We start from the raw sequence: 15,654 nt of genomic DNA on the forward strand, positions 1-15,654 counted from the left end.
GGGTTCGGGCGTGGCGCCGTCCCCGCCCCCGCCGCCGGGGACCATGGCGCCGGGCGCACCGCCCCCGCCGCCGCCTGCCGATGCAGCGCCCCCCGCTCCGGCAGCAGCACCGGCGGCTCCGGCAACTGCCGCCGCGCCGCCGCCCCCCGCCGACCCGGGCAGCTACCCGGTGTGCTCGCGCACGGTGAAGGATCATTGCCGCCAGCGCGGCGGCAAGTAAGCCGTCGCCACTTCGCTCCCCTCCCCTGCGGGAGGGGAGCAAGGTTGGCGGTGCGGCCAACCTCCCCTAGGCTCTCCTCAAAATCTTTCGCTGGAGAGCATTTCCCATGACCATCCGTTTCGACGATCGCGTCGCCATTGTCACCGGTGCCGGCGGCGGTATCGGCCGTGCCTATGCGCTGGAACTCGCCAAGCGCGGCGCCCGCGTGGTGGTGAACGATCTCGGCGCCAGTACGGATGGTTCGGGCCACTCCGATGCCGCACGCGCGGTGGTCGCCGAGATCGAAGCAGCGGGTGGCGAAGCGATCGCCGATGGCGGCAGCGTCACCGATGCGGCGGCAATGATCGCGATGGCGGAGGCGGCAAAGGCGCGCTGGGGCCGGATCGATATTCTCATCAACAACGCCGGGGTGCTGCGCGACAAGAGCTTCGCGAAGATGACGCCGGAGGACTTCCGCTTCGTCGTCGATGTGCATCTGATAGGCTCGGCCAACGCCACCAAGGCCGTATGGGATATCATGCGCGAGCAGGGCTATGGCCGCGTCCTGATGACGGCCTCCTCCTCGGGGTTGTTCGGCAATTTCGGTCAGGCGAATTACGGCGCCGCAAAGCTGGGCCTCGCGGGGCTGGCCAGGACGCTGCATCTCGAAGGGGCGAAGCATGGGATCCGGGTGAACACGATCGCGCCCGTGGCCGGCACCCGCATGACCGAAGGCCTGTTCCCCGAAGCCGCATTCGCCGCCTTCGCGCCGGAGCACGTCGCGCCTGCCGCCCTGTTCCTCGTTTCCGAGGGGGCGCCCAGCAACATGATCGTCGGCGCTGGCGCGGGCGTGGTGCAGGCCGCCTATGTCACGCTGACCCAGGGCGCGGTTCTGGCATCGGGCACGCCGGAGGCGGTGGCCGCGCAATGGGCAGAGATCACCGATCGCACCGGCGAAATCGTCCCCGGATCGGGCGCGGAGCAGACCATGGCCATCCTCAGCAAGCTCCAGCGCCGAACCTCCGCGTTTTAGCGTATTGCATCAGCAATACACCAATGGCATCTTCGGTGCAGAAGGAGGATGGCCGATGTATAGCGAAAGCGAACTGGCGGGCGCCGTGGAGGCCGGGGCACTTACCCCGGAAGCCGCTGCGGCATTCCGCAACCATGTCGCCGCAAGCCGGGCGACGCCGGCGGTCGACGAAGAACATTTCCGCCTGCTGAGCGGATTCAACGACATCTTCGTCACCATCGCGGCGGCGCTGATCCTGCTGGCGATCGGCAAGCTGGGCGGCAGCCTGGTCGCGGCGATGGTGGGCGCGGGCCCCGAACCGCACATCATCGGCGCGAACCTGATCGGCGGCGGCGCTGCCGTTGCCGCCACCAGCTGGATGCTCGCCGAATACTTCACCGCGCGGCGGCGGCTGGCCCTTCCCTCGATTCTGCTGCTCCTCGGCCTTGTCGGCGGTGCGGGCGCCACCATCGCCGGCCTGTTCGTGATCAACATACCCTGGCTTGAGACCAGCCTGCACATCACCACCGAATTGCAGCGGGGGCGGCTGGCCGGCGTGGTCGCCGCCGTTGCCGGGACGCTCACCGCCCTCGCAGCCCTGGTGCACTGGCGTCGCTTCATGTTTCCCATCACGGTAGCAGCGGGCGCGCTCGCGGTGGTCGGAGTCTCGGTCGGGGTGATTACTTCGCTAATCCCCGCCGCGCGGGACTGGGTGAATGCGATCCTGCTGGTCGGCGGCCTTGGCACCTTTGTCGCGGCGATGCGCTGGGACATGTCGGATCTGGAACGCCGCACCCGCCGCGCAGACGTGGCCTTCTGGCTCCACCTCGCCGCCGCGCCGCTGATCGCGCACCCGGTGTTCCACATGCTCGGCGTATTCGACGGCGAGATCGGCGCGCCGATGGCGGCGCTGGTCTTTGCGCTCTACCTGTTCTTCGCCTTTGTCGCGCTGGCGGTGGACCGGCGCGCGCTGCTCGTCTCCAGCCTCGCCTATGTGCTTTGGGCGATGTACTCGCTCTTTCACCAGAGCGGCGCAGTGGAGTTGAGCGCGGCGTTCACCGGACTGGTGATCGGCTCCGCGCTGCTGTCGCTTTCGGCCTTCTGGCATCCGATGCGGCGCGCGGCGGTAGGGCTGCTGGGCGGCTTCGCCCGCCGCCTTCCGCCAACCCAGCAGGGCGCGCTGGCCTGACGCCGAACCCATCCTCCCCCGCCAAGGGGGGGATGGGATTGCAAGGCTTATTCCTCGACCAGCTTCATCAGCCGGCGTTCGACCGGGGCCAGCACCGGACCGAGTTCGTGCCCGCGCTTGAGCACTGCGCCGCTTTCATTGACCAGCGCCCACATGCCCTGGCGATTGCGCAGCGACGGCCGCTTCTCGATGCGATATTCGGGCCGCTCGGCCGCTCGGCGGAACGCGGCGAACGCCGCGAAGTCTTTCTCGAACTGCATCGCGTAATCGCGCCAATGCCCGGCCGCGACCATCCGGCCATAGAGATCCAGAATGCGGTTGAGTTCGAGACGATCGAAGCCGACTTGTTCGGGACGCGCGAGTGGCAGCGGCGTTACGGTTCCCATCAGGCCCGGTCGCGCCGCTCGGCCTGGGCTTCTCGCTCCGCGATCATCGCATCAAGCCGCTTGCGTAGTGTGTCGATCTCGCAGCGCATCAGTTCGAGCTTCTGGGTCGAGGGGTCGAACACGTCGCTGCAGGGCGTGCCATAGGGTACGAAATCCTTCTGCCAGGTCACGGCTTCAACCAATGTCGGCTTGGCCGGAATGCCGACCATCACCGCGCCGGGGGCCACATCCTTGGTGACCACGGCGTTGGCGCCGATCCGCGCCCGCTCGCCCACCGTGATCGGCCCCAGCACCTGCGCGCCCGAACCGATGATCACGCCGTCGAGCAGCGTCGGGTGGCGCTTGCCGCCCACGCCATTGTCCGGGCTGGTCCCGCCCAGCGTCACGCACTGGTAGATCGTCACGTTGTCGCCGATCGTCGCCGTCTCCCCAATCACCACGAAACCATGGTCGATGAAGAAATTGCAGCCGATCGTGGCGCCCGGATGGATATCGATCGCAGTCATCCAGCGCGACCAGTGATTGACCAGCCGGGCGAGGAAAAAGAAGCGCCGACGGAACAGTGCATGCGCGATCCGGTGGTAGCCGAGCGCCCAGACGCCCGGATAGAGCAGAATTTCCAGGCGGCTGCGTGGCGCGGGATCGCGCGCATGAATCGAATCGAGATAGCGCTTCAGACGCTGATACATGGCCGGACCCCTTTGAAGCAGGCAAAATAGGGAAAGCTCCCCGAGATTTCCAGCTTTGGCCTGCCGCATGCCGGTCCCGGTTATACACTATCGGGGTTGTAGGATTTGGTCGGACCCGCCATTTCGGGCAGTCGGGCCGTCGCAACAGGGGCATGGATGTTCGCAGGAATTACGCTAGCCGAGATGTTGCCCTATGTTGCCGTCGGCTTCGCCGCCCAGCTGGTGGACGGCGCGCTGGGCATGGCATTCGGGGTGATTTCCAGCACGCTGCTGGTGAGTGTGCTCGGCATTCCGCCAGCCACGGCCTCAGCGGGCGTGCACCTGGTCGAGACGATGACGACCGGCGTATCGGGGCTCAGCCACGTTCTCCACCGCAATGTGAACTGGCGGCTGTTCGCCCGATTGCTGATCCCCGGCATCATCGGCGGCGTGCTCGGCGCCTATGTCCTCACCACGCTCGATGCTTCGGTGACGCGACCGTTCGTGATGGCGTATCTTTCCGCCATCGGCCTGTACCTGCTGTTTCGCGCGATCCGATTCGCGCCGAACCATCGCGAGCCGAAAATCGTCGAACCGCTGGGCCTGGCAGGCGGCTTCCTCGATGCCGCGGGCGGCGGGGGCTGGGGCCCGGTGGTAACCAGCAACCTGCTCGTGCAGGGCGCGCAGCCGCGCACGACGATCGGCACGGTGAATACCACCGAGTTCTTCCTCACCCTTACCATCTCGGCCACGTTCCTGTTTCATATCGGCTCTCAGGGCTTCACGCCCGATTTCTGGCATCCGGTGCTGGGGCTGCTGATCGGCGGCGTCGTGGCAGCTCCTTTTGGCGCCATGTTCGCCAAGCGGATGCCGGTGCGCCTGCTGCTGAGCCTGGTCGGCGTGGTGTTGACCGCAACCAGCGCCTTCAGCCTCTATCGTGCGCTGATCTGACGATATTCATGTATGTGACCGATTAAAGTCGATCGACTGAGTGAGCCACTCGATCAGCGCAAGCGGGTCTTCCAATTTCACACGGGCGTTGCAGCCGCCTATATCGGTGTTCGCAACAGCAACCCCCGTTCTGGAGGAACAAAAATCATGGCTCTTATCGGCAGCACCATCAAGCCGTTCACCGCACAGGCCTATAAGGAAGGCAAGTTCGTCGAAGTCACCGACGCCGACGTGAAGGGCAAGTGGGCGGTCTTCTTCTTCTACCCGGCGGACTTCACCTTCGTGTGCCCGACCGAACTGGAAGACCTGGCCGATATCTATCCGACCCTGCAGGGCATGGGCGTCGAGGTCTATTCGGTTTCGACCGACACCCACTTCAGCCACAAGGCTTGGCACGACACCTCGCCCGCGATCGGCAAGATCAACTACTACATGCTGGGCGACCAGAACCACGTGATCTCGAACAACTTCGACGTTCTGCGTGCGGGCCAGGGCCTGGCTGACCGCGGCACCTTCGTGGTGGACCCGGACGGCGTGATCCAGATCATGGAAGTCACGTCGGAGGGCGTCGGCCGTAACGCACAGGAACTGCTCCGCAAGATCAAGGCCGCGCAGTATGTCGCCGCCCATCCGGGCGAAGTCTGCCCCGCCAAGTGGGAAGAAGGCGCCGAGACCCTCGCGCCGTCGCTCGATCTGGTCGGCAAGATCTAAGACCTGATCCTCTTCGGAGGATCCACGAGTACGGCGCCCGTCCCTGCCCCCCTTGCGGGCGCCGATCGCGGCCCGGAGCGGATTCCCCCCTCCGCTCCGGGCCGTTTTAGTAGAAGATACAGGAGTTTCCCCATGCTCGACGCCACTCTGACGCAGCAGCTCAAGGGCTATCTCGTGAACATCCGCGAGCCGATCGAGCTCGTTGCCAGCCTGGGCGAGGACGCCAAGTCGCGCGAGCTGGGCGAGCTGCTTGCGGACATCGCCGCCCTTTCCGACAAGATCGACCTCGTCCACGCGGACGACAAGCGCAAGCCCAGCTTCATGATCCGCCGCAAGGGCACCGATATCGGCGTGCGCTTCGCCGGCATCCCGATGGGGCATGAGTTCACTTCGCTGGTGCTCGCGCTGCTCCAGGTCGGCGGCCACCCCAGCAAGGCGGCGCAGGAGCTGATCGAACAGGTCCGCAACATCGACGGCGAGTTCAGCTTCGAGACCTATTTCTCGCTGTCGTGCCAGAACTGCCCGGACGTGGTGCAGGCACTGAACCTGATGGCGGTGCTCAACCCCAATATCCGCCACGTCGCGATCGACGGCGCGCTGTTCAAGGAAGAGGTCGAGGGCCGCAAGGTCATGGCCGTGCCGACCGTGTACCTGAACGGCGAACCCTTCGCCTCGGGCCGGATGGACCTGGAGCAGATCGTCGCCAAGATCGACACCGGCGCCGAAGCCCGCGCGGCGGAGAAGATCAAGACGAAGGAGCCGTTCGAGGTTCTTATTGTCGGCGGCGGCCCTGCCGGTGCTGCGGCGGCGATCTACACCGCCCGCAAGGGCATTCGCGTCGGCATCGCGGCGGAACGCTTCGGCGGCCAGGTGCTCGACACCATGGGCATCGAGAACTTCATCTCGGTCTCGCACACCGAAGGCCCCAAGCTGGTCGCGCAGCTCGAGCAGCATGTGAAGGACTATGACGTCGACGTCATGAACCTGCAGCGCGCCGAGAAGCTGATCCCGGCGAAGCGCGAGGGCGGCCTGCACGAGGTCGTGCTGGCGAACGGCGCGAGCCTGAAGGCCAAGGCGATCATTCTCTCCACCGGCGCGCGCTGGCGGCAGATGAACGTGCCCGGCGAGGACGAATACAAGAACAAGGGCGTGGCCTATTGCCCGCACTGCGACGGCCCGCTGTTCAAGGGCAAGCGCGTTGCAGTGATCGGCGGCGGCAATTCGGGTGTCGAGGCTGCGATCGACCTGGCCGGCATCGTCGCGCACGTCACGCTGATCGAGTTCGACAGCCAGCTTCGCGCCGATGCGGTGTTGCAGCGCAAGCTCGCCAGCCTGCCCAACGTCAAGATCCTCACCTCGGCGATGACCACCAAGGTCAACGGCGATGGCGAGAAGGTGTCTGGGCTCAGCTACAAGGACCGCAACGGCGGCACCGAGCACGACATCGAACTGGAAGGCATCTTCGTCCAGATCGGTCTGGTGCCCAACACCGAATGGCTGAAGGACGCGGTGGCACTCACCCAGCGCGGCGAGATCGAGATCGACGCGCGCGGCGAGACAAGCCAGCCCGGCATCTTCGCGGCGGGCGACTGCACCACCGTGCCGTACAAGCAGATCGTGATCGCGATGGGCGCGGGTTCGACCGCGGCGCTCTCCGCGTTCGACTACATGATCCGACTGCCGGAAGAAGAACTTCAGGCTGTTGCCGCCTGAGCCCTCTCCCCCTCCCGCCCTGCGGGAGGGGGAGTGCTTTTGCCTCTTCGCTTCCCATGTTCGATTCAGTCACTATATACCCCCTCGACAATCGAGAGAGGCGATCAGTGGCGCAAACCTACCTCCCTACCCTCAAGCAGCTCCAGTATCTGGTGGCGCTGAACGATGCGGGGCATTTCGGCCGCGCGGCGGAGGCGTGCTTCGTCACCCAGTCGACCCTCTCCGCCGGTATCCGCGAGCTGGAGACGCTGATCGGCGTGGTGCTGGTCGAGCGCACTCGCCGGGTGGTGCGCTTCACGCCGCTGGGCGAGCGGATCGTCGAGAAGGCCCGCCGCGTGCTGCGCGAGGCGGACGAGCTGGGCGACCTTGCCCGCGCCGCCGGACGGCCGCTTTCGGGGGAGATGCGGATGAGCGTGATCCCCACCATCGCGCCGTTCCTTCTGCCGCGCATCCTGCCGCGTCTCCGCCTGCAATATCCCGACCTCAAGCTCTATCTGCGAGAGGAGACCAGCGGCCAGGCCTGCGAAGCGCTCAGCCATGGCCGCACCGATTGCGTGCTGCTCGCCCTCCCCTTCTCCTGCGGCGACGTGGAAAGCGCGCCGCTGTTCGACGATCGGCTGTTCGTGGCCTTCCGGGAGGGCGAGATGGACCCTAACGGCGCGATCCATCCGAACGCGATCGACGAGACGCGGCTACTGATGCTGGAGGACGGCCACTGCCTGAAGGACCATGCGCTGGCCGCCTGCAACCGCCCGGAAATGCGCGCCGAGGCGACGATGCTCGGCACCTCGCTCCACACCATGGTGCAGATGGTCGATAACGGGCTGGGCGTGACGATGCTGCCGGAAATGGCGGTGGATGCCGGTATCCTGGAGCACACCTCGGTCAAGGCGCGGCCGCTGGATTCGGCCAATGCCTCGCGCAACATCGCGTTGGTCTGGCGCAAGGCGTCCCCCCGCGAGCGGGATTTCCGCCTGCTGGCGGACGTGCTGGCGGCAGCGCGGACCTAGGGCTGCCACACGGCGCGGAGCTGTTCGAGCTGGTGCATCCGCTCGTGGAGGATGGTGACGATGCGCAAGGCGGCGCCGACGCTTCGCCAAGCCACCGGCCTTTCCGCGACAGCCTCAAAGCAGTCGAAGAGCTTAATAGCGGTCCGCTTGCGCGCGGCCCCAGGTCGCATGCGTATAGGCATAGATCTCGGCGATCTGCCCCTTGGCGGCCGGCGAAAGCTGGTAGCGACTCATCCGTGCCGCTGCCGCAGCTCTTCGTGGAAAGCGTCGCGGTCGACCCGCTCCTTCGCGGCGGATCAGGTCTCGAACATATTCGCTGACATTCTCGTACAGCCCGTCCTCGCCGACGTTCCCCGCCACGAACGCGCTCAAGGGGCCGGAGACTCGGACGTTGAAGCGCATCGGCTTGGTCAGGCGCGTACAGATATCATGGAATATCCTGTACAGCTTACGACCAGTGCGCCGCCGCCTCCGTGTCGGTGGCCCGAGGCTCCACCCAGCGCGTGCCGCCCGCCAGCCATTCCCGCTTCCAGAAGGGCGCATCGGTCTTGAGCCGGTCGATCAAATAGGCGCACGCGTCCAGCGCCTCGCGCCGGTGCGCCGCCGCCGTGCCGACGAACACGATTCGCTCGCCCGCCGTCATCCGCCCGACGCGGTGGACGATGGTGACGCCGAGCAGGTTCCACCGTGCAACCGCCGCCTCGGCCAGCACACAGAGCGCCGCCTCGGTCATGCCGGGATAATGCTCCAGCTCCAGCGCCTCGACGCCGTCGTCGGTGCGCACCACGCCGGTGAAGGTGGCGACGCCCCCGGCGCCGCGCTCCTCCAGCGCCGCGACTTCCACGCCGAGTTCGATCGGCGCCGGATCGACCGAAACGCGGATCATCCGCCCGTCACCGGCGGGAAGATCGCCACTTCGCGGGCGCTGCCGAGCAGGGCATCCAGCGGTACGAAACGCTGATCGATGGCTGCGCGGAGTTTGGCGGGTTCTGCGAAGGCGGCGGCATGGCCGTCGCTCTGCTGCGCCAGCCAGTCGATCAGGTCGGCCATGTTGCGCACGGCTTCGGGTGGATCGACCTGCTCCTCGCCGGTCCCGATCCGCTCACGCACCCACGCAAAATAGAGCATGTTGATCATCATCAGCTGTCCATATGGCTCAAGCCGACGCGGAGATAGTCCCAACCGGTAATAGCAGTCAGCACCGCCGCGCCCCAAAGGGTGACGAGCCCTATGACCAGCACCCAGCCCCATTCCGGCACCGCGCCGGAGAGAATGAGCGCGCCGAGGGACACAAGCTGCAGCGTCGTCTTCCATTTGGCGAGCCGCGATACCGGCACGGAAACCTGTATCCCCCCCAGGAACTCGCGCAGGCCGGACACGGCGATTTCGCGCAGCAGAATCACCAGCGCGGCAATGACATGCCAATCGGCGATCACGCCCTTGCCTACCAGGATCAGGATCACCGCCGCGACCATGATCTTGTCCGCGATCGGGTCGAGGAACACGCCGAGCTTCGACACCGTTCCTTGCGCGCGCGCCAGATAGCCGTCGAAATAATCGGTGATGCCCATCAGGCAGTAGAGCGCGAAGGCGATCGCATATCCCGGCGCCCAGAGCGGCCACCACAGGAATCCCACCAGCAGCGGCACCGCGAAGATGCGCGACAAGGTGAGAATGTTCGGCAACGTCAACATCGGAAAAGCCCTAGCACCCGCATTCGCGAAGCGGGAGGGCCAAAGCTTGGCCCCGTCAGAAGAATTCGTCGAGCCGCAAGTGGAAGTCCAGCTTCGCCGGATCCATCGGGATTCCATAGGCTTGCAACATTGCCGTTGCCGCCTCTTCACCGAATTCCTTCAGGCTGTTCCAGAGGATGGCGAGATCCTGCCACGGATCGGCCAGCCCCACCCGTCCCAGATCGATGCAGCCAGTCACTTGTCCGTCGACGATGAAGATATTGTCGAGCGAGAAGTCGCCATGTGTCACGACCCGGTCGAAGTCCGCAGGCATCGCCGCCAGCATTTCTTCCCATACTTCCCGTGCCGTTTTGCCGAGGCGAGCGTCGTCGAACTCATCTTCCGCTACCAGCCCCGCTTCCATGCGGTCCCGCGCCGCCGCCATGCGCAACTGGTGATCGGCGTTGAACGGGCAGCGCTCGGCCGGCAACGCGTGCAACTGCCGAAGAAACCGCCCGAGCGCCGCGGCCAGCGCCGGCGCGGCGGCGAGGTCTGCCTCCAGCAGCTGGTAGGCGGTCTGCCCGGGCAGGCGTTCGGTCAGCATCCAGCCCGCCGCCTCCAGCAGAAAATGCCGAAGCTTCGGCACCGGGAAGCGCCCGTCCAGCCAACGCAAGCGGACCATCTCGTCGACAAGATCCGACAGCGTCTCCGTCTCGGCCACTTTGAGGTAGAGATCGACCTCGCCGGATGCGGTCAGCCGATAGACGGCGCAACCGGACTCCCCCACGCAGTCCCGAAACCAGCGGCGTCCTGCCACTGCCGCGGCCAGCCCTTCCGGCACCATGCCCGCTGCGATCGCCGCTTCCCGCACCATGTTCTCCACGCGTTCCCCTCCATACGGATTAATCGATTGAAGCCGCGCCCGCCCCCCGGTATGCCGCCCCTTCACCATGCGGAATACCGCAGCAGGGGAGCTTTTATCGAATGATCGGTGCGCTCGGGCTCATGAAGGAGCGCCGGTTCCTGCCCCTTTTCATCACGCAGTTCCTGGGAGCGTTCAACGACAACCTCTTCAAGAACGCGATGATCTTCTTCGCGACCTACCAGATTTTCAACTCGGTGGAGCAGGAGACGCGGTTCAGCGCGATCGCCACCGGCATCTTCATCCTGCCCTTCTTCCTCTTCTCCGCGCTGGCTGGCCAGCTCGCCGATACGCATGACAAGGCCAAGATCATGCGGATCATCAAGGCGGCCGAAGTGGGAATCATGCTCATCGGCGCGGCGGGGATCTTTGTGAAAAGCCTGCCGCTGATGCTGGTGGCGCTGGTCGGCATGGGCGTACATTCCACCTTCTTCGGGCCGATCAAATACGCGGTCCTGCCGCAGCACCTGGCCGAGGACGACGTGCTGGGCGGCACCGGGATGATCGAGGCCGGCACTTATGTCGCGATCCTGTGCGGCACCATCGCCGGGGGCCTGATCAGTGCCCATGCCGCGGCCTTCGCGGTGATCGGTGTGGCCCTGGTCGGCTGGATCGCGTCCCTGCAGATTCCGCCTGCGCCGCCGCTGACGCACCTGGAGATCGACCTGAATATCTTCCGTGCCTCGGCCCGGCTGATCTCGGCGACGATGCATATCCGGCGGCTGTTCCTGGCGATCATATCGATCAGCGTGTTCTGGTCGATCGCAGCGGTGCTGGGCGTGCTGTTCCCGCCGCTCGTCAAGAACGTGTTCCACGCCCAGAAGGACGTGGCGAGCGTGTTCCTGGGGATCTTCTCGATCGGCATCGCGATCGGATCGGTGATCATCAACAAGCTGCTCAAGGGCAATGTCTCGGCGCGCTATTGCGTGCCTTCCGTGCTGGCGATGACGGCGTTCGTCGTGGATTTCCACTTCACCGCCAAATACTGGCCGGTCCATGAAGGGCCCCTGCTCAAGACCATGGATTTCATCCAGATGCCCGCGGCTTGGCACGCGCTCGGCGACCTGATCCTGATCGCCACTACCGGCGGCATGTTCGTGGTGCCGCTCTATGCGTTTCTCACCACGACCGTGGAAAAGTCGCAGACCGCGCGGACCGTGGCGGCGAACAACGTCGTCAACTCGGGCGCAATGGTGCTGGGCTCAGTCGGCATTTTCGGCTTTACCCGCATTCCCGGGGTGAACGTCGAAGACTCGCTATGGGTGGTGGCGGTGCTGGCGCTGGCCTCGGCCTGGTGCGCACGCAAGCTGCACAAGGAGGGCGACGTCCCCCGCCGCGGGGACACCTGCGAAGGCGGAGCCTAAAGCAGGAAGGTGTAGAAGCAGACGAAGAAGGCCGTGAAGCTCAGGGCGAAGAGCTTCACATCGCCGTCCTCGCTCCGCTTGCGGTGGCGGCGTACGATCTGCCGAACATGCCGGCGGAACGGGTGGCGGCGAGCATCGCGAAGGGCAAAGGGCTGCTGCATGGCGTTAGGTTAACGCCCTGTTTACCAATTCGACCAGCATCAACCATGGTTAACGCCGTCCCGGGGCGGGATGCGCTGCTTCGCGCCGTCGTAATCCTTTCCCGCCCGGGGGAGGTGGCCCGTGCAGCGGCTCGGAGGGGGGAAGCAGACGGTTCGAGAGGTTCCGGCAATCGCCCCCTCCGTCGCCTTGGGCGCAACCTCTCCCTGGCGGGGGAGGATACAGAAGAACTCAGCCCCTGGGCGCGGGGCCGGTCGTGGCACGCACCATGAGTTCGTGCTCCAGCATCACCTGCGGGGTGAGCGCCTTGCCCGACAGCATCAGGTCCGCTGCCGCATAGGCAAGTTCGCGAACGGGCTGGCGAATGGTGGTGAGCGGCGGCCATACCGCCCGCGCCAGATCCGAATCGTCGAAGCCGGCGATCGATAGCGCCTCCGGCACCGCAATGTCCGCCTCATGCGCCGCCGCCAGCGCGCCTGCCGCCATATCGTCGTTGCCGGCGAAGATCGCGGTCGGCCGCGGGGCGCGCGCGAACAGCCCCCGTGCCGCCGCGCCGCCCGAGCCGAAGCTGTAATCGCCCGCGATCACCAGCGCCGGGTCGAAGGCGATGCCGTGCGCTTCCAGTTCCTGCCGATAGCCGGCAAGGCGATCCGCGGACGACACATGGCTTTCCGGCCCGCGGATGAAGGCGATCCGGCGGTGCCCCAGATCGATCAGGTGACGCACGATCTCGCGCGCGGCCGCCACGTCGTTCATCGTGGTGGCGAGCCCATGATCCTTCCGAAGGCCGGGCGCGATGCGAACATAAGGCAGCTTCCGCTTGTCCAGTGCCTCGATCAGTTCCGGCATCTCGGTAAGCGGCGGCGAGAGGATCACGCCGTCCAGATGCGCTTCATCGACCAGCGCCAGAACATCGGACACCATATCCGGCGCGGTGCTGTCGATCGGCTGCATCAGCAGGCGATAGCCAAGCTCATGGCACCGCTCCAGCGCGCCGGACTGGATGTGGAAGACATAATAGGGGCTGGGATTGTCGTAGAGCAGCGCCACTTGGAAAGAGCGCCGTCCGGCGAGCGTGCGCGCAGCATGGCTTGGGCGAAAATTGAGCTGCGCCACCACCTCCTCGACGCGCCGTCGCGTCTCTTCGCTCACATGTTTTTCGTTGTTCAACACCCGCGACACGGTCTTGAAAGACACCCCTGCGATCTTCGAGACTTCCTTGATCGTCGGGCGGCCGGACATTCTCACTCCTTCGCTGAACAGCGTCATTTCGGCATTGCAATATGCTCTCTGTGACAGCTTGTAGCGCGTCCGTTCCGCCTTTGCACTGACTTTGGACAGCGCTGCCAGACGAACGGCCCGGCAGCGCCTCGCCTCAACGCTTGCGCCCCTGGTGCCGGATGTTGCCCGGCCGCCCGCGGCGGTGGAGGACCCGCTTGGGCGCGCCCTTGCCGGGACGGCCCGTGCGCTGGGGCCCGCCGGCGGAACCCTTGCCGTCGGGCAGCTCGAACCGCAGCGCGCCGGAGATGGGGTTGGCCTCCACCAGCCGAAGCTCGATCCGCTGGCCCAGCGTGAATTCCTCGCCGCTATGCTCGCCGACCAGTCGTTTGCCGGCTTCGTCGAAGTGGAAATATTCGGCACCCAGGTCGCGCGCGGCGACGAGGCCGTCGCCGCCCACCCCTTCCACGGTCGCGAAGAAACCGAAATTCTGCACCCCGGTGATCCGGGCCTCCATCACCTCGCCGACATGCGCGGCGAGATAGGCTGCGACATAGCGATCGATCGTCTCGCGCTCCGCCTCCATCGCGCGGCGCTCGAGCTGGCTGATCGACTGGCCGATCCGGTCCATGCTGCCGGCTTCCTCGGCCGTCAGTCCGCCCGGCCCCAGCCGATAGGCGTCGACCAGCGCGCGGTGCACGATCAGATCGGCATAACGGCGGATCGGCGAGGTGAAGTGGGCGTAGGAGCCGAGCGCCAGCCCGAAATGGCCGACATTCTCGGGACCGTAATAGGCCTGGGTCTGGGTGCGCAGCACCTGCTCCATCACCTGCGGGCGGAATTCTTCCTCGCCCACCCGGTCCAGGATGCGGTTGAAGGTCGCCGGGCGGATCACCTGGCCCAACGCGAACTCCACGTCGAACGTTTTGAGATACTCCTTGAGCGCCGTGAGCTTCTCGCGCGCCGGCGGCTCGTGGATGCGGTACATCACCGGCGTCTTCTTGGCCTCCAGCGCCTTGGCGGCGGCGACATTGGCGGCGATCATGTAATCCTCGATCAGCTTGTGCGCATCGAGCCGCTCGCGCGGTGCGACCGAAAGGATGCGGCCCTTTTCGTCGAGCACGATGCGGCGCTCGGGCAGGTCGAGGTCGAGCGGCTCACGCTTCTCGCGCGCGGCGTTGAGCGCGTGCCAGCAGTCCCAGAGCGGACGCAGCGCGGTTTCGGTGAGCGGGTTCTCCAGCGCGCCGTCAATCGCCGCCTGCGCGTCCTCATAGGCGATGTTCGCCGCCAGCCGCACCACGGCGCGGGTGAACCGCCAGCTCTTGAGCGTGCCGCTCTTGGTCACTTGCAGATGGCAGGCGAGCGCGGCGCGGTCTACGCCCTCCTTCAGCGAGCACACGTCCGCCGACAGCACTTCCGGCAACATCGGCACGACGCGATCGGGGAAGTACACCGAGTTGCCCCGCTTGCGCGCCTCGCGATCCAGTTCGGAACCGGGGCGGACGTAGAAGGACACGTCGGCGATCGCGACGATCGCCTTCCAGCCGCCCTCATTGGCGGGGTCGTCATCGGGGGTTGCCCAGACGGCATCGTCATGGTCGCGCGCATCGGCGGGGTCGATCGCGACGATCGGCAGGTGGCGCAGATCCTCGCGCCCCTCGCCCAGCGGCTGCCTGGCGACGCGCTCGGCCTCGTCCAGCAGCTCCTCCGAGAAGACGTTGGGGATGCCGTGGCGGTGGATCGCGATCAGCGAGAAGCTGCGCGGCGCGAACGGGTCGCCCAGCCGCTCGACCACCCGCGCGGTGATCCGGGGCGGCCGTCCAGCCTTCTCGGCCAGCACCAGGTCGCCCGGCTCCGCGCCGCCGGCGTCGGAGACCGGCCAGCTGCGCCGCTCCTTCTTCTCCACGCCCTGCAGCCAGAGCTTGCCGCCCTCCTCATGCAGCACGCCGAGCATCAGTACCTCGCCGCGGGCGAGTGTCTTCATCGGATGCGCGATCCAGCCGTTGCCCGCCTCTTCGGTGCGGGCGAGGATGCGATCGCCCACGCCCAGGGCCGAACGCTTGCCGCGCAGCTCGCGGACGCGGAGCCGTGGCGCGGGGACGTGCTCGGCCTCCCAGCGCTCGGGCACCGCCCAGGTCGTGTCGCCATCGGCGTCGGTGATCCGCAGCACGGTCACCTTGGGCAACCCGCCCATCTTGTGAAACGCGCGCCCGGGCGCGACGTCGATCAGCCCTTCGTCGCTCATATCCTTCAGGAGCGCCTTGAGCAGGATCTTGTCCTGCGCGCTCAGCCCGAACGCCTTGGCGATCTCACGCTTGCCGGCGGGCGTGTTCGAGGACGCGATAAAATCGAGAATCTGCTGCCGCGTCGGCAACCCTGCGCTTGTTCTGTTCTTAGCCATTGGCCCGCAACATAGGCGTTGGGGCCGTACAAACCAATCGCGATAACGGCCCCCATGCGCGAAGATGCCGACGCCTCC

17 protein-coding genes and 1 pseudogene are annotated in these 15,654 nt (G+C 66.2%); 8 read left to right on the top strand and 10 right to left on the bottom strand.

Translation table 11 applies throughout. The features are described from left to right. The 3 genes and pseudogenes from A7X12_RS26485 to A7X12_RS20050 all read left to right on the top strand — a co-directional run. Positions 1-220 (top strand): annotated as a pseudogene (locus A7X12_RS26485) (hypothetical protein); the annotation flags it as partial. Between the two features lie 106 nt (positions 221-326). Next, positions 327-1,232 (top strand): SDR family NAD(P)-dependent oxidoreductase, encoded by a 906-nt coding sequence (locus A7X12_RS20045; RefSeq protein WP_064313232.1) that lies wholly within the window; start codon positions 327-329, stop codon positions 1,230-1,232. Positions 1,233-1,287: 55 nt separating this feature from the next. Then, positions 1,288-2,400 carry a hypothetical protein gene (locus tag A7X12_RS20050; RefSeq protein ID WP_064313233.1) on the top strand — a complete coding sequence of 371 codons (1,113 nt, stop codon included), beginning with the start codon at positions 1,288-1,290 and terminating at the stop codon, positions 2,398-2,400. A gap of 47 nt (positions 2,401-2,447) precedes the next feature. On the opposite strand, the gene A7X12_RS20055 is transcribed toward A7X12_RS20050, so the two are convergent. Both A7X12_RS20055 and epsC read right to left on the bottom strand, forming a co-directional pair. Then, positions 2,448-2,786 carry a DUF2794 domain-containing protein gene (locus tag A7X12_RS20055; RefSeq protein ID WP_064313234.1) on the bottom strand — a complete coding sequence of 113 codons (339 nt, stop codon included), beginning with the start codon at positions 2,784-2,786 and terminating at the stop codon, positions 2,448-2,450. After that, complete coding sequence (gene epsC / locus A7X12_RS20060) at positions 2,786-3,475, bottom strand: serine O-acetyltransferase EpsC (RefSeq protein WP_064313235.1); 690 nt, start codon at positions 3,473-3,475, stop codon at positions 2,786-2,788. The genes A7X12_RS20055 and epsC overlap by 1 nt, the downstream gene beginning before the upstream one ends. Before the next feature lie 156 nt (positions 3,476-3,631). On the opposite strand from epsC, the gene A7X12_RS20065 reads away from it, so the two are divergent. From A7X12_RS20065 to A7X12_RS20080, 4 genes are all read left to right on the top strand, one after another. After that, positions 3,632-4,405 (top strand): sulfite exporter TauE/SafE family protein, encoded by a 774-nt coding sequence (locus A7X12_RS20065; RefSeq protein WP_064313236.1) that lies wholly within the window; start codon positions 3,632-3,634, stop codon positions 4,403-4,405. Between the two features lie 147 nt (positions 4,406-4,552). Then, a complete protein-coding gene (gene ahpC, locus A7X12_RS20070; RefSeq protein ID WP_064313237.1) occupies positions 4,553-5,116 on the top strand; it encodes an alkyl hydroperoxide reductase subunit C in 564 nt (187 codons plus the stop codon). 132 nt (positions 5,117-5,248) lie between these two features. Next, positions 5,249-6,829, top strand: coding sequence for an alkyl hydroperoxide reductase subunit F (gene ahpF, locus A7X12_RS20075; protein WP_064313238.1), 1,581 nt, complete (start codon positions 5,249-5,251; stop codon positions 6,827-6,829). 56 nt (positions 6,830-6,885) lie between these two features. Then, complete coding sequence (locus tag A7X12_RS20080; protein ID WP_064313239.1) at positions 6,886-7,839, top strand: hydrogen peroxide-inducible genes activator; 954 nt, start codon at positions 6,886-6,888, stop codon at positions 7,837-7,839. Positions 7,840-7,971: 132 nt separating this feature from the next. Here the strand turns inward: A7X12_RS20080 and A7X12_RS26490 are convergent, their stop codons facing one another. The 5 genes from A7X12_RS26490 to A7X12_RS20100 all read right to left on the bottom strand — a co-directional run bounded on the left by A7X12_RS26490 (position 7,972) and on the right by A7X12_RS20100 (position 10,464). Then, complete coding sequence (locus A7X12_RS26490) at positions 7,972-8,199, bottom strand: hypothetical protein (protein ID WP_232318613.1); 228 nt, start codon at positions 8,197-8,199, stop codon at positions 7,972-7,974. Between the two features lie 88 nt (positions 8,200-8,287). Continuing rightward, entirely contained in the window at positions 8,288-8,725 is a 438-nt protein-coding gene (locus A7X12_RS20085; RefSeq protein ID WP_064313240.1) for a molybdenum cofactor biosynthesis protein MoaE, read from the bottom strand. Continuing rightward, a complete protein-coding gene (gene moaD / locus A7X12_RS20090; protein ID WP_064313241.1) occupies positions 8,722-8,979 on the bottom strand; it encodes a molybdopterin converting factor subunit 1 in 258 nt (85 codons plus the stop codon). Before moaD ends, A7X12_RS20085 begins: the two co-directional genes overlap by 4 nt. Beyond that, on the bottom strand, positions 8,979-9,533 hold the full coding sequence (pgsA, locus tag A7X12_RS20095) for a CDP-diacylglycerol--glycerol-3-phosphate 3-phosphatidyltransferase (RefSeq protein ID WP_064313242.1): 555 nt from the start codon (positions 9,531-9,533) through the stop codon (positions 8,979-8,981). Before pgsA ends, moaD begins: the two co-directional genes overlap by 1 nt. Positions 9,534-9,588: 55 nt before the next feature. Beyond that, positions 9,589-10,464, bottom strand: coding sequence for an APH(3') family aminoglycoside O-phosphotransferase (locus A7X12_RS20100; protein WP_232318614.1), 876 nt, complete (start codon positions 10,462-10,464; stop codon positions 9,589-9,591). Between the two features lie 32 nt (positions 10,465-10,496). Here A7X12_RS20100 and A7X12_RS20105 point away from each other — a divergent pair, with 32 nt between their 5' ends. Beyond that, the gene (locus tag A7X12_RS20105; protein WP_064313244.1) at positions 10,497-11,798 is read left to right on the top strand and encodes an MFS transporter; all 1,302 of its coding nucleotides are present in this window, start codon (positions 10,497-10,499) and stop codon (positions 11,796-11,798) included. Here A7X12_RS20105 and A7X12_RS26050 read toward each other — a convergent pair. The 3 genes from A7X12_RS26050 to rnr form a co-directional block, all read right to left on the bottom strand. After that, positions 11,795-11,959, bottom strand: a complete 165-nt coding sequence (locus A7X12_RS26050) for a hypothetical protein (protein ID WP_198162114.1) — start codon at positions 11,957-11,959, stop codon at positions 11,795-11,797. The genes A7X12_RS20105 and A7X12_RS26050 overlap by 4 nt on opposite strands. Before the next feature lie 229 nt (positions 11,960-12,188). After that, positions 12,189-13,199 carry a LacI family DNA-binding transcriptional regulator gene (locus tag A7X12_RS20110; RefSeq protein ID WP_064313245.1) on the bottom strand — a complete coding sequence of 337 codons (1,011 nt, stop codon included), beginning with the start codon at positions 13,197-13,199 and terminating at the stop codon, positions 12,189-12,191. 133 nt (positions 13,200-13,332) lie between these two features. Beyond that, positions 13,333-15,576, bottom strand: coding sequence for a ribonuclease R (rnr, locus tag A7X12_RS20115; RefSeq protein ID WP_064313246.1), 2,244 nt, complete (start codon positions 15,574-15,576; stop codon positions 13,333-13,335). Positions 15,577-15,654 lie beyond the last annotated feature (78 nt).

Source organism: Sphingomonas sp. TDK1, from assembly GCF_001650735.1.
In the GTDB taxonomy this organism is placed as follows: domain Bacteria; phylum Pseudomonadota; class Alphaproteobacteria; order Sphingomonadales; family Sphingomonadaceae; genus Sphingomonas.